At 68.4% G+C, this 23420-nt stretch carries 21 protein-coding genes; 16 read left to right on the forward strand and 5 right to left on the reverse strand.

Annotation, left to right across the window (positions count from 1 at the left end):
* Positions 1 to 178 precede the first annotated feature (178 nt).
* From PL79_RS19540 to PL79_RS19565, 6 genes are all read left to right on the forward strand, one after another.
* A complete protein-coding gene (locus tag PL79_RS19540) occupies positions 179 to 1417 on the forward strand; it encodes a pyridoxal phosphate-dependent aminotransferase (RefSeq protein ID WP_044847244.1) in 1239 nt (412 codons plus the stop codon).
* Between the two features lie 54 nt (positions 1418 to 1471).
* Positions 1472 to 2800, forward strand: a complete 1329-nt coding sequence (locus PL79_RS19545; RefSeq protein WP_044847245.1) for a homoserine dehydrogenase — start codon at positions 1472 to 1474, stop codon at positions 2798 to 2800.
* Positions 2801 to 2814: 14 nt separating this feature from the next.
* Positions 2815 to 4266 (forward strand): threonine synthase, encoded by a 1452-nt coding sequence (gene thrC / locus PL79_RS19550; RefSeq protein ID WP_044847246.1) that lies wholly within the window; start codon positions 2815 to 2817, stop codon positions 4264 to 4266.
* A 304-nt stretch (positions 4267 to 4570) separates the two neighbouring features.
* Complete coding sequence (locus tag PL79_RS19555) at positions 4571 to 5818, forward strand: molybdopterin molybdotransferase MoeA (RefSeq protein WP_044847247.1); 1248 nt, start codon at positions 4571 to 4573, stop codon at positions 5816 to 5818.
* A gap of 19 nt (positions 5819 to 5837) precedes the next feature.
* Positions 5838 to 6095, forward strand: coding sequence for a molybdopterin converting factor subunit 1 (gene moaD, locus PL79_RS19560; RefSeq protein WP_044847248.1), 258 nt, complete (start codon positions 5838 to 5840; stop codon positions 6093 to 6095).
* Between the two features lie 255 nt (positions 6096 to 6350).
* Complete coding sequence (locus PL79_RS19565; protein WP_044847275.1) at positions 6351 to 6827, forward strand: molybdenum cofactor biosynthesis protein MoaE; 477 nt, start codon at positions 6351 to 6353, stop codon at positions 6825 to 6827.
* Between the two features lie 69 nt (positions 6828 to 6896).
* Here the strand turns inward: PL79_RS19565 and PL79_RS19570 are convergent, their stop codons facing one another.
* Positions 6897 to 7457, reverse strand: coding sequence for a group III truncated hemoglobin (locus tag PL79_RS19570; RefSeq protein ID WP_044847249.1), 561 nt, complete (start codon positions 7455 to 7457; stop codon positions 6897 to 6899).
* Between the two features lie 264 nt (positions 7458 to 7721).
* Between PL79_RS19570 and PL79_RS19575 the strand changes: the two genes are divergently transcribed.
* Both PL79_RS19575 and clpB read left to right on the forward strand, forming a co-directional pair.
* On the forward strand, positions 7722 to 8240 hold the full coding sequence (locus PL79_RS19575; RefSeq protein WP_044847250.1) for an Rrf2 family transcriptional regulator: 519 nt from the start codon (positions 7722 to 7724) through the stop codon (positions 8238 to 8240).
* A 156-nt stretch (positions 8241 to 8396) separates the two neighbouring features.
* Positions 8397 to 10994, forward strand: a complete 2598-nt coding sequence (gene clpB / locus PL79_RS19580; RefSeq protein WP_044847251.1) for an ATP-dependent chaperone ClpB — start codon at positions 8397 to 8399, stop codon at positions 10992 to 10994.
* 122 nt (positions 10995 to 11116) lie between these two features.
* Here the strand turns inward: clpB and PL79_RS19585 are convergent, their stop codons facing one another.
* Both PL79_RS19585 and PL79_RS19590 read right to left on the reverse strand, forming a co-directional pair.
* Complete coding sequence (locus PL79_RS19585) at positions 11117 to 11548, reverse strand: YidB family protein (RefSeq protein WP_044847252.1); 432 nt, start codon at positions 11546 to 11548, stop codon at positions 11117 to 11119.
* 88 nt (positions 11549 to 11636) lie between these two features.
* Positions 11637 to 12263 carry a ComEA family DNA-binding protein gene (locus PL79_RS19590; protein WP_044847253.1) on the reverse strand — a complete coding sequence of 209 codons (627 nt, stop codon included), beginning with the start codon at positions 12261 to 12263 and terminating at the stop codon, positions 11637 to 11639.
* Between the two features lie 285 nt (positions 12264 to 12548).
* On the opposite strand from PL79_RS19590, the gene PL79_RS19595 reads away from it, so the two are divergent.
* Both PL79_RS19595 and PL79_RS19600 read left to right on the forward strand, forming a co-directional pair.
* The gene (locus PL79_RS19595; protein ID WP_044847254.1) at positions 12549 to 13010 is read left to right on the forward strand and encodes a MerR family transcriptional regulator; all 462 of its coding nucleotides are present in this window, start codon (positions 12549 to 12551) and stop codon (positions 13008 to 13010) included.
* Positions 12994 to 13428 (forward strand): carboxymuconolactone decarboxylase family protein, encoded by a 435-nt coding sequence (locus PL79_RS19600; RefSeq protein ID WP_044847255.1) that lies wholly within the window; start codon positions 12994 to 12996, stop codon positions 13426 to 13428. The genes PL79_RS19595 and PL79_RS19600 overlap by 17 nt, the downstream gene beginning before the upstream one ends.
* 37 nt (positions 13429 to 13465) lie before the next feature.
* Here PL79_RS19600 and PL79_RS19605 read toward each other — a convergent pair whose 3' ends face one another.
* Positions 13466 to 15397, reverse strand: coding sequence for a sigma-54-dependent Fis family transcriptional regulator (locus tag PL79_RS19605; protein WP_044847256.1), 1932 nt, complete (start codon positions 15395 to 15397; stop codon positions 13466 to 13468).
* A gap of 523 nt (positions 15398 to 15920) precedes the next feature.
* Here PL79_RS19605 and PL79_RS19610 point away from each other — a divergent pair.
* From PL79_RS19610 to lipA, 6 genes are all read left to right on the forward strand, one after another.
* Positions 15921 to 16979 (forward strand): ATP-NAD kinase family protein, encoded by a 1059-nt coding sequence (locus PL79_RS19610; protein WP_044847258.1) that lies wholly within the window; start codon positions 15921 to 15923, stop codon positions 16977 to 16979.
* Positions 16980 to 17038: 59 nt separating this feature from the next.
* Positions 17039 to 17815, forward strand: coding sequence for an SDR family NAD(P)-dependent oxidoreductase (locus PL79_RS19615; protein WP_044847259.1), 777 nt, complete (start codon positions 17039 to 17041; stop codon positions 17813 to 17815).
* A 76-nt stretch (positions 17816 to 17891) separates the two neighbouring features.
* The gene (locus PL79_RS19620) at positions 17892 to 18875 is read left to right on the forward strand and encodes a thiamine pyrophosphate-dependent dehydrogenase E1 component subunit alpha (protein WP_044847260.1); all 984 of its coding nucleotides are present in this window, start codon (positions 17892 to 17894) and stop codon (positions 18873 to 18875) included.
* 70 nt (positions 18876 to 18945) lie between these two features.
* Complete coding sequence (locus tag PL79_RS19625; protein WP_044847261.1) at positions 18946 to 19950, forward strand: alpha-ketoacid dehydrogenase subunit beta; 1005 nt, start codon at positions 18946 to 18948, stop codon at positions 19948 to 19950.
* A gap of 4 nt (positions 19951 to 19954) precedes the next feature.
* Positions 19955 to 21070 carry an acetoin dehydrogenase dihydrolipoyllysine-residue acetyltransferase subunit gene (locus PL79_RS19630; RefSeq protein WP_044847262.1) on the forward strand — a complete coding sequence of 372 codons (1116 nt, stop codon included), beginning with the start codon at positions 19955 to 19957 and terminating at the stop codon, positions 21068 to 21070.
* Between the two features lie 2 nt (positions 21071 to 21072).
* A complete protein-coding gene (gene lipA, locus PL79_RS19635) occupies positions 21073 to 22038 on the forward strand; it encodes a lipoyl synthase (protein WP_044847263.1) in 966 nt (321 codons plus the stop codon).
* Between the two features lie 15 nt (positions 22039 to 22053).
* Here the strand turns inward: lipA and PL79_RS19640 are convergent, their stop codons facing one another.
* Positions 22054 to 23418 (reverse strand): MATE family efflux transporter, encoded by a 1365-nt coding sequence (locus PL79_RS19640; protein ID WP_044847264.1) that lies wholly within the window; start codon positions 23416 to 23418, stop codon positions 22054 to 22056.
* Positions 23419 to 23420 lie beyond the last annotated feature (2 nt).

Below are 23420 nucleotides of genomic sequence, written 5' to 3' on the forward strand. Positions count from 1 at the left end.
AAAATCCGCTAAATTATAACTTTTTGGTCGCCCCGGGGCGCCACTTGCATCGTGCGTCGCCACAAGCCGCGTCCGACTGCCCGCATTTTCCCCAGTCTAGACAGCGCGCATAGACCAGCCGCTCTCCAGTTTTGATCCCGTCCCCCGGCCGCAAGGCCAACCCAGGAACCGTGTCGTCGTGAAACCGATTCAGAAGTCGAACAAGCTGCTCAACGTCTGCTACGACATCCGTGGCCCGGTGCTCGAGCACGCGAAGCGCCTCGAGGAAGAAGGCCACCGCATCATCAAGCTGAACATCGGCAACCTCGCGCCGTTCGGTTTCGACGCGCCGGACGAAATCATCCAGGACATGATCCGCAACCTGCCGGCGTCGTCCGGCTATTCGGATTCGAAGGGCGTGTTCTCGGCGCGCAAGGCCGTGATGCACTACACGCAGGAAAAGGGCGTCGTGGGCGTTGGCCTCGACGACATCTACATCGGCAACGGCGCGTCCGAGCTGATCGTGATGGCGACCCAGGCGCTGCTGAACGACGGCGACGAAGTGCTGCTGCCGGCGCCCGACTACCCGCTGTGGACGGCCGCCGTGAGCTTGTCGGGCGGCACGCCCGTGCACTACGTGTGCGACGAGCAGAACGCGTGGATGCCCGACCTCGACGACATCCGCCGCAAGATCACGCCGAACACCAAGGCGATCGTCGTGATCAACCCGAACAACCCGACCGGCGCGCTTTATTCCGACGAATTGCTGCTCGAGCTGCTCGAGATCGCGCGTCAGCACGGGCTGATCGTGTTCGCCGACGAGGTCTACGACAAGATCGTCTACGACGGGCTCGAGCACACGGCGCTGGGCTCGCTGTCGGAAGACGTGATCACCGTCACGTTCAACAGCCTGTCGAAAAGCTATCGCTCGTGCGGCTACCGCGCGGGCTGGATGGCCGTGTCGGGCCTCGGCGGCGACAACCGCCGGCGCGCGAAGGATTACCTGGAAGGCCTCGGGATCCTGTCGTCGATGCGCCTGTGCGCGAACGTGCCCGGGCAGTTCGCGATCCAGACCGCGCTCGGCGGCTACCAGAGCATCAACGAGCTGATCGTGCCGAGCGGCCGCCTCTTCAAGCAGCGCGAACTCGCGTACGACATGCTCACGTCGATTCCCGGCGTGACCTGCGTGAAGCCGCAGGCCGCGCTGTACATGTTCCCGCGCCTCGATCCGAAGCTTTATCCGATCCAGAACGACCAGCAGTTCATCCTCGACCTGTTGCTCGAGGAACGCGTGCTGCTCGTGCAGGGGACGGGCTTCAACTGGGCGGCGCCGGATCACTTCCGCGTGGTCTTCCTGCCAAACCTCGACGACCTGACCGATTCGATCAACCGGATCGCGCGCTTCCTCGACGGCTACCGCAAGCGTCATTCGGTCTGAGCGGACAGCGTCCCCCGGCATTCATTCAATTCTTACTCATCGATCACACGCAGCATGGAACCGATCAAAGTTGGCCTGTTGGGCTTCGGCACCGTCGGCAGCGGCACCTTCACGGTGCTGCACCGCAACCAGGAAGAAATCAAGCGACGCGCGGGGCGCGGCATCGAGATCGCGCGCATTGCCGTGCGCAATCCGGCCAAGGCGCAGGCCGCGCTCGGCGGTAACGCCGGCGCCGCGCAGATCACCGACGATTTCAACGCGGTCGTCGACGATCCGTCGATCTCGATCATCGCCGAGATGATCGGCGGCACGGGCATCGCACGCGAGCTCGTGCTGCGCGCGATCGCGAACGGCAAGCACGTCGTGACGGCGAACAAGGCGCTGCTCGCGGTGCACGGCACCGAGATCTTCGAGGCCGCGCGCGAGAAGGGCGTGATGGTCGCGTTCGAGGCGGCCGTCGCCGGCGGCATCCCGATCATCAAGGCGCTGCGCGAAGGCCTGACCGCGAACCGCATCCAGTACATCGCCGGCATCATCAACGGCACGACGAACTACATCCTGTCGGAAATGCGCGACCGCGGCCTCGACTTCGCGACCGCGCTGAAGGCCGCGCAGGAGCTCGGCTATGCGGAAGCCGATCCGACCTTCGACATCGAAGGCGTCGACGCCGCGCACAAGGCGACCATCATGAGCGCGATCGCGTTCGGCGTGCCGGTCCAGTTCGACCGTGCCTACGTCGAAGGCATCAGCAAGCTCGACGCGACCGACATCCGCTACGCGGAAGAGCTCGGCTACCGGATCAAGCTGCTCGGCATCGCGCGCCGCGCCGAAAAGGGCATCGAGCTGCGCGTGCACCCGACGCTGATTCCGGAGAAGCGCCTGCTCGCGAACGTCGAGGGCGCGATGAACGCGGTCGTCGTGCACGGCGACGCGGTCGGCACGACGCTGTACTACGGCAAGGGCGCGGGCGCGGAACCGACCGCGTCGGCGGTCGTCGCGGATCTCGTCGACGTCACGCGCCTGCACACGGCCGACCCCGAGCATCGCGTGCCGCATCTCGCGTTCCAGCCGGACAGCCTGTCGAACACGCCGATCCTGCCGATCGAGGAAGTGACGAGCGGCTACTACCTGCGCCTGCGCGTGGCCGACCAGACCGGCGTGCTCGCGGACATCACGCGCATCCTCGCCGCCACGGGCATCTCGATCGACGCGCTGCTGCAGAAGGAATCGGAGCAGGTCGACGACGCGAACGGCGAAACCGACATCATCCTGATCACGCACGAGACGCTCGAGAAGCACGTGAACGCGGCGATCGCGCAGATCGAGAGCCTCGCGACGGTGGTCTCGAAGGTGACGAAGCTGCGCATGGAAGCGCTGAACTGAGGACCAGGAACGACATGAACTACATCTCCACGCGCGGTGCCGGCATCGGCGAGCGCCACACGTTCTCCGACATCCTGCTCGGCGGCCTTGCGAAGGACGGCGGGCTGTACCTGCCGGCCGAGTACCCGCAGGTGTCGGCCGACGAACTCGCGCGCTGGCGCACGCTGCCGTACGCGGATCTCGCGTTCGAGATCCTGTCGAAGTTCTGCGACGACGTGCCGGCCGACGACCTGCGCGCGATCACGCGCCGCACCTATACGGCCGCCGTATACAGCAACACGCGCCACGGCGAGAACGCGTCCGACATCACGCCGCTGAAGACGCTCGGCACCGAGAACGGCGCGGCGCTGTCGCTGCTCGAACTGTCGAACGGCCCGACGCTCGCGTTCAAGGACATGGCGATGCAGCTGCTCGGCAACCTGTTCGAGTACACGCTCGCGAAGCACGGCGAAGCGTTGAACATCCTCGGCGCGACGTCGGGCGACACCGGCAGCGCGGCCGAGTACGCGATGCGCGGCAAGGCAGGCGTGCGCGTGTTCATGCTGTCGCCGCACAAGAAGATGAGCGCGTTCCAGACCGCCCAGATGTTCAGCCTGCAGGATCCGAACATCTTCAACCTCGCGGTCGAAGGCGTGTTCGACGACTGCCAGGACATCGTGAAGGCCGTCTCGAACGATCACGCGTTCAAGGCGCAGCAGAAGATCGGCACGGTCAACTCGATCAACTGGGCGCGCGTCGTCGCGCAGGTCGTGTACTACTTCAAGGGCTATTTCGCGGCGACGACGTCGAACGACGAGCGCGTGTCATTTACGGTGCCGTCGGGCAACTTCGGCAACGTCTGCGCGGGTCACATCGCGCGGATGATGGGCCTGCCGATCGCGAAGCTCGTGGTCGCGACCAACGAGAACGACGTGCTCGACGAGTTCTTCCGCACCGGCGCATACCGCGTGCGCAGCGCGGAAAACACCTATCACACGAGCAGCCCGAGCATGGACATCTCGAAGGCGTCGAACTTCGAGCGCTTCGTGTTCGACCTGCTCGGCCGCGATCCGGCCCGCGTGATGCAGCTGTTCCGCGACGTCGAGGAGAAGGGCGGTTTCGATCTCGCGGCGAGCGGCGATTTCGCGCGCGTCGCCGAGTTCGGCTTCGTGTCGGGCCGCAGCAGCCACACGGACCGTATCGCGACGATCCGCGACGTGTTCTCGCGCTACGACACGATGATCGATACGCACACGGCCGACGGCGTGAAGGTCGCGCGCGAGCATCTCGACGCGGGCGTGCCGATGGTCGTGCTCGAGACGGCCCAGCCGATCAAGTTCGGCGAGACGATCCGCGAAGCGCTCGATCGCGAGGCCGAGCGGCCGGCCGCATTCGACGGGCTCGAGGCGCTGCCGCAGCGTTTCGAGGTCGTGAAGGCCGACGCGCAGCAGGTGAAGGACTTCATCGTCGCGCATACGGGCGCGTGACGTAGCCCGCGGGGTAGCACCGGGGCAGCACCGTGCCGCGGGGTCGCAAGCCCGGCGGCGCAGCACGGCCGGAATGCCGATTCGTCGCACGGATCGGGGTTCCGGCCGTTTTGTTTGGGTTGGGCGGCGGCCGCGCACGGGCGCGCCGTCCGACGGCGCGCGAATCGAAACAAGTAAATCGAAACGAGTGCCAGTGCCGCGTGTTCGCGCCGATCACAGTTGCCGCATGTCCGGCATATCGCGCGTGGGCGCGACGGCGTCGCTACAATGACGTATTGACTCCAACGTTTCCCCGATTCCATCGATGTCGAATCCGAATCCCGCGGCGCCGCGCGCGCCGATGCTGTCGACCGCCGAGGCGCTCGCCGCGCTGCTCGAAGCCGCGAAGCCGCTGCCCGGCGCGGAAACTGTCGCCACGCTCGATGCGCTCGGCCGCGTGCTGGCGGCCGACGTGAGCTCGCCGCTCGACGTGCCGCCGATGCATACGAGCGCGATGGACGGCTACGCGGTGCGCGTCGCCGACCTGCTGCACGGCGAGCGGCGCCTGCCGGTGTCGCAGCGGATTCCGGCCGGCCATCCGGCCGCGCCGCTCGCGGCGGGCACGGCCGCGCGGATCTTCACCGGCGCGACGGTGCCGGCCGGCGCCGACGCCGTCGTGATGCAGGAACAGACGTCGGCCGACGGCGATGCGGTCGAGATCCTGCACACGCCGAAGGCCGGTGAATGGATCACCGCGCAGGGCGCGGACATCCGCCAGGGTTCGGTGATCCTGCCGTCCGGCACGCGGCTCACGCCGCAGGCGCTCGGGCTGGCCGCGTCGGTCGGCTGCGCGCAGCTGTCGGTCGCGCGGCGGATTCGCGTCGCGGTGTTCTTCACCGGCGACGAACTGACGATGCCGGGCGAGCCGCTGAAGCCCGGCGCGATCTACAACTCGAACCGCTTCACGCTGCGCGGGCTGCTCGAGCGGCTCGGCTGCCACGTGACCGATTACGGGATCGTGCCCGACTCGCTCGCGGCGACCCGCGACACGCTGCGCGAGGCCGCGCGCGATCACGACGTGATCCTGACAAGCGGCGGCGTATCGGTCGGCGACGAGGATCACGTGAAGCCGGCCGTCGAGGCCGAAGGGCGGCTCGCGCTGTGGCAGATCGCGATGAAGCCGGGCAAGCCGCTCGCGTTCGGCGCGGTGCGTCGCGGCGACGCGCGTCCCGACGCCCATTTCATCGGGCTGCCGGGCAACCCCGTGTCGAGCTTCGTCACGTTCCTGCTGTTCGTGCGGCCGTTCCTGCTGCGCCTGTCCGGCGTGCGCGACGTCGCGCCGCGCGCGCTGTCGCTGCGCGCGGACTTCTCGCAAGGCAAGGGCGACCGGCGCAACGAATTCCTGCGCGCGCGCGTCAACGCGGCCGGCGGCCTCGACCTGTTCCCGAACCAGAGCTCGGCGGTGTTGACGTCGACGGTCTGGGGCGACGGACTGATCGACAATCCGCCGCAGCACGCGATCAGCGCGGGCGAGACCGTGCGTTTCATTCCGTTTTCCGAACTGCTGTCGTAATACGACGGCTTCCCGACTTATGAAGATTCAGCTGAAATTCTTTGCAAGCGTGCGCGAGGCGCTGGGCGTGTCCGACGAGCACGCCGACGTGCCGGACGGCGTGACGACCGTCGGCGACGTGCGCGCCTGGCTGCGCCTGCGTGGCGGCGCGTGGGCCGAAACGCTCGCCGAAGGGCGCGCGTTGCGCATGGCATGCAATCACGAGATGACCGATCCCGATACGCGGCTCACCGACGGTTGCGAGGTCGCGTTTTTTCCGCCGGTGACGGGCGGTTGAGCTTTGGATGGGACCGGAGTAGGTGCTAAAGCGCTAACTCTGGTCGACCGCGACGCATCGGACTAGAGCAAGCACTAAAGCGCTAACTCTGGTCGACCACAAAGCATGGGACCCGAGTAAGCGCTGAAGCGCTAACTCTGGTCGACCGCGAAGCATGGGACCAGAGTAAGCGCTAAAGCGCTAACTCTGGTCGACCGCGAAGCATGGGACCAGAGTAAGCGCTAAAGCGCTAACTCTGGTCGACAGAGGCAGATGATGGCAACGATACGAATCCAGACCGACGACTTCGACCTGAACGCCGAAGTCGCGGCACTGCGCGCGCGCAACCCGAAGATCGGCGCGGTCGCATGCTTCGTCGGCACCGTGCGCGACCTGAACGAAGGCGATTCGGTCGCCGCGATGGAACTCGAGCACTATCCGGGGATGACCGAGAAGGCGCTCGAGAAGATCGCCGCCGAGGCCGGCCGGCGCTGGCCCGGGATCGACGTCGCGATCGTGCACCGCGTCGGCCGGCTGCTGCCGCTCGACCAGATCGTGATGGTCGCGACGGTCGCGTCGCATCGCGGCGACGCGTTCGCGTCGTGCGAATTCGTGATGGACTACCTGAAGACCGAGGCGCCGTTCTGGAAGAAGGAAACGACGCCGGACGGCGAGCGCTGGGTCGATGCCCGCAGTACCGACGATGCGGCACTCGCGCGCTGGGGCGTCGAATCGGGCAACACGCCGCGTTGAGCTCGGCGTTCGCGTCGTGCGGCGATGTGCCGCAGGCGCTCGCGGGTTCGAGCGCCGCGAATCGTCGTATCAGGCGTCCGGATCCGTGCCGCGTCCGATGATTCTCGTCGGAAACGGCTCGCCGCGGGCGCGTGACGGCAGCGCATGCGGATCGTCGCCCGTGTCGCGGCGGCGCGGCGCGATCGCGTCGAGCAGCGCCTGCTGCTCGGGCGGAATCGGGTAATCCCAGCCGAAGCGGCTCAACTGCAGGCTCTGCGCGATCCGCAGCGCGGGCTCCATGAAGCGGATGGCCGCGGGCGGCGTGTAGCGCCCCTCGACGGTCTTCAGGAACAGCGACAGCCAGCGGCTGAAATGCGCGGGCTCGATCCCGTCGAGCGGCTGGTGCGCCTGCTGCACGTTGCCGCGATAGCTCTTGGTGCCGAGCACGAGGCTCGACCAGAAGCTCACCATCTTCGGCAGATGGTCGTCCCAGCGGCCGTCCAGCTTCGCGTCGAACACGGGGCCGAGCAGCGGATCGGCGCGCACGCGGTCGTAGAACGCGTACACGAGGTCGCGGATGTTGTCTTCGGTCGGTTCGGCGTCGCGCAGGCGGGCCGGAGCGGTATCGGGCGTGGCGGGCAGGGCGGTCATGGCAAAAAAGGGCCGGGAAATTCAGGGCATCGGTGACGTGTCGGCGGAACGGCGGCGGGGTAACGCGCAGGACGCCGACGGAATTTTGACGCAAAATAGCGTCCACCCCTGCCTGAAAAATGCGCAGATGTCATGCATCTTATTGCGCGCAGGCCGTCCCGGCAACCCGGCGTCGTCAGTGGCCTCGACAGCCGCCCCGGCGCGTGTTCCGATCGACCCGCTTCGCCCGAGCGGGGCACGATCGACGATTTTCCGTATCTGCTCATGAGACTCACCGACTACACCGACTACTCGCTGCGCGTCATGCTGTATCTCGCCGTGCGCGGCGAGGGGCTCGCGACGATCCAGGAGATCTCGGACGCCTACGGCATCTCGAAGAACCATCTGATGAAAGTCGTGCAGCAGCTCGGCGAGCTCGGCTGGGTCGACACCGTGCGCGGCCGCAACGGCGGGCTGCGGCTGTTCCCCGAATCGCTGAAGCTGACGGTCGGCCAGGTGGTGCGCGCGACCGAGAACGATTTCGCGCTGGTCGGCTGCTTCGTGGCCGACGGCGACGAGGCGCGCGGCTGCGTGATCGAGCCGCAATGCCGCCTGAAGGGTGTGCTGGCGGCCGCGCGCGACGCATTCTTCGCCGAGCTCGACCGCCACACGCTCGGCGAGCTGAGCGTGCCCGCGTCGCCGCTCGCCGCGCTGCTGGGCATTCGTCCGATCGCGCTGGTGCGCGCCGAACCGTTCGGGGATGACGCGCCGGCGGCCGCCGAATCATCGTCGAGGGGCGACTGACACGCCGGCGCCATCCCCGCCGTCCGCGCTGCGGCCCGCCCGCAGGCCGTCGCGTTGCCGCCCGGCGATTTTTGCGTTGAATCAACCCGAATTTCGCTTGAAACCCGTATAACCATCCTCATCTTGGTGTTAATCGAAAATTGGAGGTCTCACCAAATGAGAATCGACAAGCTCACCACCAAGTTCCAGGAAGCACTCTCTGACGCGCAAAGCCTCGCGGCAGGGCGCGACAATCAATACATCGAACCCGTTCACGTGCTGGCGGCGCTGGTCGCGCAGCAGGACGGCTCCGCCCGCTCGCTGATGTCGCGCGCGGGCGTTCACGTGCAGGCGCTGCAAGGCGCGCTGAACGAAGCCATTTCGCGCCTGCCGCAAGTGACGGGCACGGGCGGCGACATCCAGATCGGCCGGGAGCTGGCCGGGCTGCTGAACCAGGCCGACAAGGAAGCGCAGAAGCTCAACGACACGTTCATCGCGAGCGAGATGTTCCTGCTCGCCGTGTCCGACGACAAGGGCGAAGCCGGCAAGCTGGCCCGCCAGCACGGCCTCACGCGCAAGGCGCTCGAAGCCGCGATCGCCGCGGTGCGCGGCGGCTCGCAGGTGCACAGCCAGGACGCGGAAAGCCAGCGCGAGGCGCTGAAGAAATACACGGTCGACCTGACCGAGCGCGCCCGCGCGGGCAAGCTCGATCCGGTGATCGGTCGCGACGACGAAATCCGCCGTTCGATCCAGATCCTGCAGCGCCGCACCAAGAACAACCCGGTGCTGATCGGCGAGCCGGGCGTCGGCAAGACCGCGATCGTCGAAGGGCTCGCGCAGCGGATCGTCAACGGCGAAGTGCCCGAGACGCTGAAGGGCAAGCGCGTGCTGTCGCTCGACATGGCCGCGCTGCTCGCCGGCGCGAAGTATCGCGGCGAGTTCGAGGAGCGCCTGAAGGCCGTGCTCAACGACATCGCGAAGGACGAAGGCCAGACGATCGTGTTCATCGACGAGATCCACACGATGGTCGGTGCCGGCAAGGCCGAAGGCGCGATGGACGCGGGCAACATGCTGAAGCCGGCGCTGTCGCGCGGCGAGCTGCACTGCATCGGCGCGACCACGCTCGACGAATACCGCAAGTACATCGAGAAGGATGCCGCGCTCGAGCGTCGCTTCCAGAAGGTGCTCGTCGACGAGCCGAGCGTCGAGGCGACGATCGCGATCCTGCGCGGGCTGCAGGAGAAGTACGAGCTGCACCACGGCGTCGACATCACCGACCCGGCGATCGTCGCCGCGGCCGAGCTGTCGCATCGCTACATCACCGATCGTTTCCTGCCGGACAAGGCGATCGACCTGATCGACGAGGCTGCGTCGAAGATCAAGATGGAAATCGATTCGAAGCCCGAAGAGATGGACAAGCTCGATCGCCGGCTGATCCAGCTGAAGATCGAGCGCGAGGCCGTGAAGAAGGAGCAGGACGAAGCGTCGCAGAAGCGCCTGCAGCTGATCGAGGAAGAGATCGAGCGCCTTGGTCGCGAATATGCTGACCTGGAAGAGATCTGGACCGCCGAGAAGGCCGCGGTGCAGGGCAGCGCGCAGCTCAAGGAAGAGATCGAGAAGGTGCGCGCCGACATCGCGCGTCTGCAGCGGGAAGGCAAGCTGGAGAAGGTCGCCGAGCTGCAGTACGGCAAGCTGCCGCAACTCGAGTCGCGACTGAAGCAGGTCACGCAGGCCGAAGAGCAGGAGCAGCACAACCCGACGCGTCCGCGGCTGCTCCGCACGCAGGTCGGCGCCGAAGAAATCGCGGAAGTCGTGTCGCGCGCAACCGGGATTCCGGTGTCGCGGATGATGCAGGGCGAACGCGAGAAGCTGCTGCACATCGAGGAAAAGCTGCACGAGCGCGTGGTCGGCCAGGACGAGGCGATCAGCGCGGTCGCGGATGCGATCCGTCGTTCGCGCGCGGGTCTCGCCGATCCGAACCGTCCGTACGGCTCGTTCCTGTTCCTCGGCCCGACGGGGGTCGGCAAGACCGAGCTGTGCAAGGCGCTGGCGTCGTTCCTGTTCGATTCCGAAGAGCACCTGATCCGCATCGACATGAGCGAGTTCATGGAGAAGCACAGCGTCGCGCGGCTGATCGGCGCGCCGCCGGGCTACGTCGGCTACGAGGAAGGCGGCTACCTGACGGAAGCCGTGCGCCGCAAGCCGTACAGCGTGATCCTGCTCGACGAGATCGAGAAGGCGCATCCGGACGTGTTCAACGTGCTGCTGCAGGTGCTCGACGACGGCCGCATGACCGACGGGCAGGGGCGTACGGTCGACTTCAAGAACACGGTGATCGTGATGACGTCGAACCTCGGCTCGCAGGTGATCCAGGCGATGACGGGTTCGCCGCAGGAAGAGATCAAGGACGCCGTGTGGCTCGAAGTGAAGCAGCACTTCCGTCCGGAGTTCCTGAACCGGATCGACGACGTCGTCGTGTTCCACGCGCTCGATCGCAGCAACATCGAGTCGATCGCGAAGATCCAGCTCGCGCGCCTGCACGACCGGCTCGCGAAGCTCGACATGGCGCTCGATGTGTCGCCGGCGGCGCTCGAACAGATCGCGAAGGTCGGCTACGATCCGGTGTTCGGCGCGCGGCCGCTGAAGCGCGCGATCCAGCAGGAGATCGAGAACCCGGTCGCGAAGCTGATCCTCGCGGGCCGCTTCGGTCCGAAGGACGTGATCCCGGTCGACGTCAACGACGGCCAGTTCGTGTTCGACCGCGTCGTGCACTGATCGCCGGCCATCGGCCGCGTGCCCGGTTCGCGCCGGGCACGCAAAAACAAACACCCCGCTCAGGCGGGGTGTTTGCATATGGGGCGGCCGAAACCGCCGCCGAGGCCGTTAGCCGGCGCGGCTCAGCCTTGCTTGTTGCCGCCGAACATGCCGGCGAGCTGCGTGAGCGTGCCGAGCACGTTCGACGTGTCGATCTGGCCGCCGGCCGGCACTTCGCCGTTCGGCGTCGCGCTGTTGACGACGTGCGGCAGCACCTGCGCGAGGATCGACGAGGCCTGGCCCGGATCGATGCCGATCTTGCTGGCGAGCGAACCGACGACGTCCGAGCCGAGTACGTTCTGCAGCGTGTCGGGCGAGATCGGCTGGTTTTCGCCGGTGCCGACCCACGAGCCGATCACGTCGCCGGCGCCGCCTTTCTGGAACTTCTCGATCAGGCCGTTCAGCCCGCCCGGCTGGTTGTTGATGAATTCGAGCGCGGTCGCGATCAGCGCGCTTTGCGAGTTGCCGCCGGCCTGGCCGCCGAGCAGACCGCCAACGATATCGAGGAGACCCATGGTTCTTCACCTTTACTGAAAAGGGCGCCGTGACGACGGCGCCCGTTGATCGAATGCCGCGCGCACGCCATCGCGCACGCGGCGCACATCAGGCGCCCGACGCCGCGGCGGCGGAGGCTGCCTTGTCCTTCTTGCTCTTCTTCTTCGAACCCTTCGTCGCCTTCGTGGACGACGCTGCGGCCGGCACGCTCGCGCTCGCGCCCGCGTCGGCGGAGGCCGCCGCGGCTGCGGCCGCCTTCTCCTTCTTCGAGGCGCGCTTGCCCTTGGCCGGCTTGGTCGCCGCTTCCGGAGCGCTCGCGGCCGGTGCGGGTGCCGTCGCCGTCGTGCCGGCCGTCGCGGTCGTCGCGGTCGTCGACGTCGGAGCGGTGCCTGCCGGCGTCGTGGCCGACGTGGTCGACGAGGTCGTCGCGGCGGGCTTCGACAGCTTCACGCCCTTCGGCGGCGTCGACGAACCGCCGATCGTCAGGCCGTTTTCCTCGAGATGCCCGACCGACTTCGTGCCGAGACCCTTCACGCGGTTCGCGAGATCGTCCGCGTCCTTGAACGGGCCGTTCTTGGTGCGTTCGTCGATGATCGCCTTCGACTTCACGGGGCCGAGGCCCTTCACCGATTCGAGCGCGGCCTGGTCGGCCGTGTTGACTTCGACGGCCGCGGCGAGGCCGGCGGCAAGCGACAGCGATAGCGCGACGAACAGCATCAGCAGCTTTTTCAGCATGGCAAAGGCTCCCTGGTTCTGACGGATGAATGGCTGTTGCAACGGACGGCGGGGCGAGACCTGGCCGGGCGTCGCCGTTAAGCATAGGACAAATGCATGCCCTTTTTGAGACAGGCTGACCGAATCTTGCTGAAGGCTTGCGTCGCTGTAAAGACGGAAAGCGCGTCGGGTGGCCGTTTTGACCATTCTTTACGGTGTCCGCGGCGGGGATTCCAAATTGTTGTACTTGGCCGTGCGACAACGCTTGACTTAGAGTGAACTCTAACTCCTAACCTTGTTCCTGCCATGTCGAAAACCGTATCCAGACCTTCCGCCGCCGGTCCGCTCACGATCGGGCAAGTCGCCGAACTGATCGGCGTGTCGACGCATACGCTGCGGTATTACGAGCAGGCCGGCCTGCTGCGCGCGATTTCGCGCACGGCGGCCGGGCACCGGCTCTACGCGCCGGCCGATCTTGACTGGCTGGACTTCGTGATGCGCCTGAAGGCGACCGGCATGCCGATCGCGCAGATGCAGCAGTTCGCGGCGCTACGTGCGCAAGGCGAGTCGACGTTCGGTGCGCGGCGGCGCCTGCTGGCCGCGCATCGCGACGTGGTGCGCGCGCATATCGCGGAGCTGCAGGCGAGCCTCGACGCGATCGGCGACAAGATCACGTACTACGAGACGCAGGAACGCGAGACGGGACGACGGGCGAACCCTACTCACTCATTCTCGGAACAGGACGGACACCATGGAACGACTCGTTGAAGATCGCTACACGCGCGGCTGGAACAAGCTGAAGGAAATCGACGGCGAAGTGGGCGAACGCGTGATCGCGTCGCTTGCGCCGATCGCGCCGGACTTCGGGCGGCTGATCGTCGAATTCGGTTTCGGCGACATCTACAGCCGGCCGCAGCTCGACCTGAAAGCGCGCGAGATCGCGACGATCGCCGCGCTGGCCGCGCTCGGCAACGCGCAGCCGCAACTGAAGGTGCATGTCGAGGCGGCGCTGAACGTCGGCTGCACGCGCGACGAGATCGTCGAGGTGTTCATGCAGATGGCCGTCTACGCGGGTTTTCCGGCCGCCCTCAACGCGTTGTTCGCCGCGCACGAGGTGTTCACGCGGCGCGATGAAGCGGCCGGCCGGGACGGCGGCACGACCGAAGCGGTCGCGCGCGCCGCGTGATGCGACGCGTGCCGACGCATCGCGCGAGCCCAATGCTTCAGAGGCGGTGCGGTGCGACGATCCGGTGTTTCGCGATCCGCCGGTACAACGTCGCGCGCGAGATGCCGAGCGCCTGCGCGGCAGCGTCCGGCCGCCAGCGATGCGCGGTGAGCGCCGCGACGATGCGGCCGCGTTCGTCGTCCGGCAGCGCGCCGGGCGGCCCGGCGCCGAGCTGCGCGGCGAGATCGGCGGGCAGGTCGCGCCGCGTCACGCGTGCGGCGTCGCACACCGCGCACGCATAGCGCAGCACGTTGCGCAGCTGCCGCACGTTGCCGGGCCACGGATACGCGGCGAGCTGCTCGGCGAGCGTCGCGTCGAGCGTGAGCACATGGCCGGTCGCCTGCGCTTCCTCGGCGAACACCGCGGCGATCACGTCGCGCACGTCCGCGCGCTCGCGCAGCGGCGGCAGTTCGAACGTCGCGCCGCTCAGCCGGTAATACAGATCCTCGCGGAACGTGCCGTCGGCCACCATCCGCGCGAGATCGCGGTGCGTCGCGCAGATCACGTCGAGATCGACGCGCACCGGCGTATCGCTGCCGAGCGGGACGACCTCGCCGTCGGCGAGCACGCGCAGCAGGCGCGTCTGCAGCGTGAGCGGCATGTCGCCGATTTCGTCGAGGAACAGCGTGCCGCCGTCGGCGAGCGCGATCTTGCCGCGCGCGCCGTGCTTGCGCGCACCGGTGAACGCACCGGCCGCATAGCCGAACAGCTCGCTTTCGATCAGCGCCTCGGGCAGCGCGCCGCAGTTGACCGCGACGAACGGCCGTGCGCGTCGCGCACCGGCGTCGTGGATCGCGCGGGCGAACACTTCCTTGCCCGCGCCGGTTTCGCCGAGCACGAGAATCGGCAGCCGCTTGCTCGCGACACGCAGCGCGAGTTCGGCCTGCTGCGCGACGCGCGCGTCGCTGCTGTGCAGGAACGGCGTCAGCGCGCCGACGTGGCGCTGCGCGGTGCCGGGGCGGCGCGATGCCGGGGCGGCCCGTGCCGTGCCGGTTTCGCGGCCGGCGCGCCGTAGCGGCGCGCGCAGCCGTGCGTAGAGCGGGGCGCCGGTCGCGCGCAGCCGCAGCGCGACGATCGCGTCGAGCCGCGCGGCGTCGCGCAGCGGCATCTCGGTCGCATCGAAGATCTCGTCGATATGGCGCGGCTCGCGCAGCGCCGGCAGCGCGTCGCGCGCCGTCCGGTTCGCGGCGACGATATTGCCGCATTCGTCGAATGCGATCAGCCATTCGGGCTGCGCCTCGACGTAGTGACGATTCGGATGCCCGAACAATATCCAGTGCTGCGCGGTGCTGTGCACGAAGTAGCCATCCTCGATCAGCGCCGCGCTCTGCCGCACGAGCTGGTACACGAGACGCTGGCTGTCGCGGCCGTCCGGCGACTGGACGGCCGACGCATCGAGCACGCCGATCAGTTCGCCGCCCGGCGCGAAGATCGGGGCCGCGCTGCAGGTGAGCGTGGTGAAGGCCGCGCGGAAGTGGTCGGTTTTGTGCACGGTGATCGGCGCGAGATCGGTCAGCACGCTCGCGACGCCGCAGGTGCCTTCCTCGCTTTCCGACCAGCACGAGCCGATGTGCAGCCCCGCATGACGGAAGTCGTTGCGGCGTTCGCGGTCGATCCGGTAATCGATCGTCACGCCGTGCGCGTCGGTCAGCATCACGCAGTAGTCGGCGACGCGAATCATGTCGTGCAGGCGCGTCAGGCACTGGCCTGATGCGCGCAGGAAGGCCTCCTCCTTGTCGCGCACCTCGCGCAGCTCGGCCGCGGTCAGCACGCGCGGGCCGATCGACGACGCCGGGTCAAGCGCGTAGCGCTCGAGCGAGCGCTGCCACGACGACACGAGACGCGCGGAATCGGCCGGCGCGGGCAGGCGTCCGGCGAGCGCGCCGAGCACACGGTCGGCGTGCTGGGCCTGGGGGACTGCGTAGGGCATGATCGGCTCCGGTTCCGTATGGCGGGGAATTCGATGTTCTTGTAGCACATCCGCTTGCGCGGATCACATTGCATCGCAGCACGCGCGCGGCGTGAGACGTTCGTCTCAGCGGTATCTCAGCCGGTCTCGCGCGGCTGAGACGCGCGGGCAGGCCGCGCGCAACGGTGGGCCGGCGCACGGCGGTGCGCGCCGCGCCGCGAGCCGCGTGGCTTGCCGGCGAAATTGCGGTCCGGATGAAGGCGCCGAAACCGGCGCGCCAGGAGATCGACCGCGTGAGACGCACGGGCAGTTTCGCAGGGCGTCGGGCGCTCGCGGCAGCAGATGCCGATGCCTGGCGTACCGGCCGAGCCAGTCCGCACGCGGGTTTCGCGGTCATTGCACACACGGTGGCACGCCGCTTGCAGATGTCACGGGCAAGCCGGCGCAATCGCGTCGGCGACGACGATCCGCTGCCCTCGATGACGGCGGACGACACATGCAAGGCCGGCGCGCGAGCGCCGGCCCACTGGATGGAGACAAGCCCGTGACGACGCCCGTGACCGTCGGCGTGATCGCGAACCCCGCATCGGGGCGCGACATTCGCCGCCTGACGACGCATGCATCCGTATTCCCGACGGCGGAAAAGGCCAACATGGTCGTGCGCCTGCTGGCCGGCCTCGGTGCGATGGGCGTCGAGCGCGTGCTGACCTTGCGCGACAAGACGGGCATCGCGACGCTGCTGATGCGTGCGCTCGATACGCATCGCGCGGTCGCGCCGCACGAGCGCTGGCCCGACGTCGAATTCGTCGACCTGCCGATCTCGGACACCGTCGCCGACACGCAGGCCGGTGCCGCCTACATGCGCCGGATGGAAGTCGCGCTGATCGTCGTGCTCGGCGGCGACGGCACGCATCGCGCGGTCGCCGCGCATTGCGGCGCGACGCCGCTCGTCGCGCTGTCCACCGGCACCAACAATGCGTTTCCCGAACATCGCGAAGCGACCGTCGCGGGCGTCGCGGCAGGACTCGCCGCGACCGGCGCCGTGCCGGCGGAGGTCGCGTTCACGCGCAACAAGCGGCTCGTCGTGCGCTGCGCGGCGGGCGCGAACGCGGGCCGCGAGGAGATCGCGCTCGTCGACGTGTGCGCGGCCCGCCAGCGCTTCATCGGTGCGCGCGCGATCTCGGGGCCCGACGACATCGACACGCTCTACCTGACGTTTGCGGAGCCGGACGGCATCGGCCTGTCCGCGCTCGGCGGCGCGTGGGCACCGCTCGAGCGCAGCGCGCCGCACGGGCTCGCGATGCGCTTCGCCGCCGACGGCAAGACCGCCGGCACGCCGCTCGTCGCGCCGATCGCACCCGGCCGCGTCGATCGTGTCGTGATGCGCAGCTGCGAGCGGCTCGAGCCGAATGCGTGGCAGACGATCCCGTTCGAGCACGGCACGCTCGCGTTCGACGGCGAGCGCGAGATCGAGGTCGCGCGCGGCGAGCGCTACGAGATCGCGCTCGACTGGCGCGGGCCGCTGACGGTCGACGTCGGCCGCACGCTGCGTTACGCGTCGTCGCGGCGGTTGTTGCGCGATGCCGGCGCGTGGCGTGGTTGAGCATCCGTCGTCCCGAACAGTATTTCGGCATCCATAACGATCATCAAGGAGACATTGCCATGAAAAACCCGCTCGAAGGACAGGTCGCCATCGTGACCGGCGGCGCGCGCGGCATCGGCCGCGGCATTGCGCTGACGCTCGCCGGCGCGGGCGCCGACATCCTGCTGGCCGATCTGCTCGACGACGCCCTCGACGCGACCGCCCGCGAGGTGCGCGCGCTCGGCCGCCGCGCGGCGATCGCGAAGGTCGACGTCACGCAGGCCGCGCAGGTCGACGCGATGGTCGCGCAGGCGCGCGCCGAACTGGGCCGGCTCGACATCCTCGTGAATTGCGCGGGCGTGATCAGCATTCATCCGGTCGAGGCGCTGACCGAGCGCGACTGGGATTTCGTGATGGACGTGAACGCGAAGGGCACGTTCCTCGGTTGCCGCGCGGCGCTCCCGCATCTGAAGGCGCAGGGGCGCGGCCGGATCATCAACGTCGCGTCGATCGCGGGCAAGGAAGGCTTTCCGAATCTCGCGCATTACAGCGCATCGAAATTCGCGGTCGTCGGCTTCACCAACGCGCTCGCGAAGGAGCTAGCGCGCGACGGGGTGACCGTCAACGCGATCTGCCCCGGCATCGTCCGTACCTACATGTGGGACCGGCTGTCCGACGAATGGAAGACCGACGGCGAATCGGTCGAGGAATCGTGGCAGCGGCACCAGTTGACGCTGATCCCGCAGGGCCGCGCGCAGACGCCGGAAGACATGGGCCGGCTCGCGCTGTTCTTCGCGACGATGGACAACGTGACCGGCCAGGCCGTGAACGTCGACGGCGGCTTCACGTTCCATTGACGGCGCACGCCGTGCAATCCGTCGCCGGGGCGTTGCCGCGGCGGCATTCGCAGTCAGACCTATCCAGGAGACACACATGACCGTTTCGACACAGCTCAGCAGGGACACGCTGCTGGACGCCTACCGGCTGATGCGCACGATCCGCGAATTCGAGGAGCGCCTGCACGTCGAGTTCGCGACCGGCGAAATCCCCGGCTTCGTTCACCTGTACGCGGGCGAGGAGGCTTCCGCGGTCGGCACGATGCTGCATCTCGGACTTGCAGACTACGTCGCCACCACGCACCGCGGGCACGGCCACTGCATCGCGAAAGGCGTCGACGTGCACGGGATGATGGCCGAGATCTACGGCAAGAAGACGGGCGTCTGCCACGGCAAGGGCGGCTCGATGCACATCGCCGACCTGGCGATGGGGATGCTCGGCGCGAACGGGATCGTCGGCGCGGGCGGCCCGCTCGTGTGCGGCGCGGCGCTCGCGGCCAAGCACAAGAAGACCGGCGGCGTCGGCGTGTGCTTCTTCGGCGACGGCGCGTCGAACCAGGGCGTGATCTTCGAATCGATGAACCTCGCGTCGGTGTGGCGCCTGCCGGCGATCTTCGTGGCCGAGAACAATGGCTATGCGGAAGCGACGTCGTCGAGCTGGTCGGTCGCGACCGACAACATCGCCGACCGCGCGAACGGCTTCGGGATGCCGGGCGTGATCGTCGACGGCTTCGACTTCTTCGCGGTGCACGAGGCGCTCGGCGAAGCCGTCGCGCGCGCGCGCAACGGCGGCGGCCCGACGCTCGTCGAGGTGAAGTTCACGCGCTACTTCGGCCATTTCGAAGGCGATGCGCAGACCTACCGCGCGCCGGGCGAAGTGCAGAAGCTGCGCGACGAGAAGGATTGCCTGAAGCATTTCGAAGCGCGCGTCGTGCGTGCCGAGGTGCTGACGACCGACGATCTGCGCGCGGTCGATGCGCAGGTGAAGGCGCTGATCGACGATGCGGTCGCGCAGGCGAAGGCCGCGCCGCTGCCCGACGCGGCCGACCTGCTGACCGACGTGTACGTGTCGTACCCGTGAGCGCGCTCTGACATAGCCGCCAGCGGCCGGCGCAGCCGGCACGCCGAACCGAATATCCCAGGAGACAGACATGGCAAGGAAGATCACTTATTCGCAGGCGATCAACGAGGCGCTCGCGCAGGAAATGGCGCGCGACGACAGCGTGATCGTGATGGGCGAGGACAATGCGGGCGGCGCGGGTGCGCCGGGCGAGGACGACGCATGGGGCGGCGTGCTCGGCGTGACGAAGGGGCTGTTTCACAAGTTTCCGGGCCGCGTGCTCGATACGCCGCTGTCGGAAGGCGGCTACATCGGCGCGGCGGTCGGCGCGGCCGCGTGCGGGATGCGGCCCGTCGCGGAGCTGATGTTCATCGATTTCATGGGCGTGTGCTTCGACCAGATCTTCAACCAGGCCGCGAAATTCCGCTACATGTTCGGCGGCAAGGCCGTGACGCCGGTCGTGATCCGCGCGATGTACGGCGCGGGCCTGCGCGCGGCCGCGCAGCATTCGCAGATGCTCACGTCGCTGTTTACGCACATTCCGGGGCTGAAGGTCGTGTGCCCGTCGACGCCTTACGACGCGAAGGGGCTGCTGATCCAGTCGATCCGCGACAACGATCCCGTGATCTTCCTCGAACACAAGCTGCTTTACACGCGCGAAGGCGACGTACCTGAGGAATCCTATGCGATTCCGTTCGGCGAGGCGAACGTCGTGCGCGAAGGCGACGACGCGACGATCGTCACGTACGGCCGGATGGTGCATCTCGCGACCGACGCGGCCGCGAAGCTCGCGAAGGACGGCATTCACGTCGACGTGATCGACCTGCGTACGACGTCGCCGCTCGACGAGGAAACGATCCTCGAAAGCGCGGCACGCACCGGGCGCGTGGTGGTGGTCGATGAAGCGAACCCGCGCTGCTCGATCGCGACCGACATCGCCGCGCTCGTCGCACAGCGCGCATTCCGGACGCTCAAGGCGCCGATCGAGCTCGTCACCGCGCCGCATACGCCCGCGCCGTTCGCCGGCGTGCTGGAAGACCTTTACATCCCGTCCGCCGACGCGATCGCGCAGGCGGTACTCAAGACCAGGAGCTGACACGATGTCGATTCACATGATCACGATGCCCAAGTGGGGGCTGTCGATGGAGCAAGGGCAGGTCAACGGCTGGCTGAAGGCGATCGGCGAGCGCGTGACGAAGGGCGACGAAGTGCTCGACGTCGAGACCGACAAGATCTCGTCGGGCGTCGAGTGCGCGTTCGACGGCACGCTGCGCCGGCAGGTCGCGCAGGAGGGCGAGACGCTGCCGGTCGGCGCGCTGCTCGGCGTGGTGGCCGCGGCCGAGGCGAGCGATGCCGACATCGACGCGGCGATCGCCGAATTCCAGCGCGATTTCGTGCCGGCCGCGGCCGCCGACGACGCGGCCGGCCCGCAGCCCGAGAAGGCGCAGATCGGCGGACGCACGGTCCGGTTCCTGAAGCTCGGCGACGGCTCGGGCACGCCCGCCGTGCTGATCCACGGCTTCGGCGGCGACCTCAACAACTGGCTGTTCAACCACGCGGAGCTCGCCGCGCACCGGCCCGTCTGGGCGCTCGATCTGCCGGGGCACGGCGAGTCGGGCAAGGCAGTCGACACCGGCAGCCTCGACGAACTGGCCGATGCGGTGCTCGCGCTGCTCGATGCGCAGCACATCGAGCGCGCGCACCTGATCGGCCATTCGATGGGCGGAGCGGTGGCGATGACGTTGGCCGACAGCGCGCCGGAGCGCGTCGCATCGCTGACGCTGATCGCGAGTGCTGGGCTCGGCGCCGACATCAACCGCGATTACATCGACGGCTTCGTCGCCGGCAACAGCCGCAACACGCTGAAGCCGCACCTCGGCGCGCTGTTCGCGGACCACGCGCTCGTCACGCGGCAACTGGTCGAGGATCTCGTCAAGTACAAGCGGCTCGAAGGCGTGCAGGCCGCGCTGGAGAAGATCGCGAGCGCCGCGTTCGACGGTGCGGCCCAGCGGCGCGTGTTCCGCGACCGCGTCGGGTCGCTCGCGCCGCGCACGCTCGTGATCTGGGGCGAGCACGACCAGGTGATTCCGGCGCGGCACGCGCAGGGCTTGCCGGACGGCGTGCGTGCCGAGGTGATTGCCGGCAGCGGCCACATGGTGCAGATGGAGGCGGCTGCCGACGTGAACCGCCTGATCGTCGCATTTCTCGGAGACTGACGATGACCGCCGCGCTCGAACGACCCAGCCTCACCGCGCTCGGCCAGCCGGGCGCGCGCAGCCGCGACAAGCTCGCGCGCATTCCGGTGCGCGTCGAGCCCGCGGGCGGCGCGGCGCTGCCGAAGCCGCCGTGGCTGCGGGCGCGGCCGATGATGAGCGGGGCGGTCGCCGACATGGCGGCCGTGCTGCGCGAGCATCGGCTGCATTCCGTCTGCGAGGAGGCGATGTGCCCGAACATCGGCGAATGCTTCGCGCAGCGCACCGCGACCTTCATGATCATGGGCGGGCTGTGCACGCGGCGCTGCCCGTTCTGCGACGTCGCGCACGGCCGTCCCGAGCCGCTCGATGCCGACGAGCCCGCGCGGCTCGCGGCCGCGGTCGCGGCGCTCGGGCTGCGCTACGTCGTGATCACGTCGGTCGATCGCGACGACCTGCGCGACGGCGGCGCCGCGCATTTTGCCGCCTGCATCGCGGCGGTGCGCGCGAGCGTGCCGGGCATCGGCGTCGAGGTGCTGACGCCCGATTTCCGCGGCCGCGTCGGGCGTGCGCTCGATGCGTTGTCGTCGGCGTGGCCGGACGTGTTCAACCACAACATCGAGACGGTGCCGTCGCTGTATCGGGCGGCGCGGCCGGGCGCCGACTATCGCGGCTCGCTCGAACTGCTCGCGCACGCGAAGGCCGCGCGGCCGACGCTCGTGACGAAATCGGGCTTGATGCTCGGGCTCGGCGAGTGCGACGACGAGGTGCGGGACACGCTGCGCGACCTGCGCGCGCACGAGGTCGACGTGCTGACGCTCGGCCAGTATCTCGCGCCGTCCGCGCACCATCTGCCGGTGCGACGCTACGTGAGCCCCGATGCGTTCGCCGCGTGGCGCGACGAGGGGCTGGCGCTCGGTTTCAGGGAAGTCGTTGCCGGACCGCTCGTGCGGTCCTCGTACCACGCGGCCGACGTGCTGGAGGACGCGTAGGCCGCACGCCGTGCGTCATGCGCCAAATGCGCCGACGGCCGGTTGCGCGCGGCTGACGCGGCGCAGGTAGAGCGCGAGACCCGCGCCCGCCAGCATCAGGCTGATCGTGTTCGCGAACCAGAAGCCGCGCGCGCCGGTCAGCCAGGCGGGGGCGAGGCCGCCGACGTCGAAGCCGAGCACGTAGCCGCCGCCGAGTCCGACGCCCCACAGCGCGACCGCATAGATCACGGTCGGCACGACCGCGACCTTGTACGCGCGCAGCACGAAGGCGGACGTGATCTGCAGCGCGTCGAAGAAGTGGTAGCAGGTGACGATCGCGACCAGCGGCAGCGCGGCGGCGGCCACGGCCGGATTCGGCGTGTAGCCGCTGACGATCAGCGGACGCAGCGTGAACACGAGCACGCCGTACGCGGCCGCGATCCCGCACGCGAGCATCACGCTGTGCCGGCCGAGCAGCCGCGCCTCGTCCGGGCGGCCGGCACCGAGCGCGCGGGCCACCAGCGTCGACGCCGCGACCCCGATCGACAGCGGCGTCATGTACAGCACCGCGCCGATGTTGCCGGCGATCTGGTGGCCGGCGAGCGTCGTCGTGCCGAACTGCGCGATGAAGAGCGCCATGCACGTGTACGACGTGACCTCGATCAGGTACGACAGGCCCATCGGCACGCCGAGCTTCAGGATCGCCTTCTGGCGCGCCCAGACGGGCCAGCAAAAGCGCGAGAAGATCGAAAGCGGCGAGAACACGTCGAGCTTCGCGAGCAGCGTGAAGCCGATCAGCGCGAGCGCCCAGTTGATCAGCGTACTGGCGAGCCCGCAACCGGGGCCGCCGAGGGCCGGCACGCCGAGCCCGCCGAAGATGAACCACACGTTGAGCGGAAACTTGAGCAGCAGCGCGCCGACCTGCAGGATCATCGCGAGGCGCGGCTTGCCGGCCGCGTTGGTCAGCGCGTTGTAGATCCGGAACACGAGGCTCGCCGGCAGGCCGTACGACAGGATTCGCAGGTAATCGACCGTGCGGTCGTGCAACGCGGATGGCGCGTGGGCGATGTGCAGCAGCGGTTCGGGAAAATGCAGCAGCAGGAAGCCGGGCACCGCGAGCATCAGCGCGAGCCACAGCGCCTGGCGGACTTCCTCGCCGATCTCGGCATAGCGCCGCGCGCCGTACAGCTGCCCGGTGATCGGCTGCAGCGCGGACAGGATACCCGTCAACCCGATGTAGACCGACACGTAGATCGACGAACCGAGCCCGAGCGCGGCGAGGTCGATGGCCGAGTAGCGGCCGACCATCGCCGTGTCGATCACGCCGAACGCGATGATCGCGAGCTGGCCGACGAGCACCGGCCACGCGAGGCCGACGATCCGGCGAATGTCGGCGAACATCG

It is taken from the genome of Burkholderia sp. USMB20 (assembly GCF_000949135.2).
GTDB lineage: Bacteria > Pseudomonadota > Gammaproteobacteria > Burkholderiales > Burkholderiaceae > Burkholderia.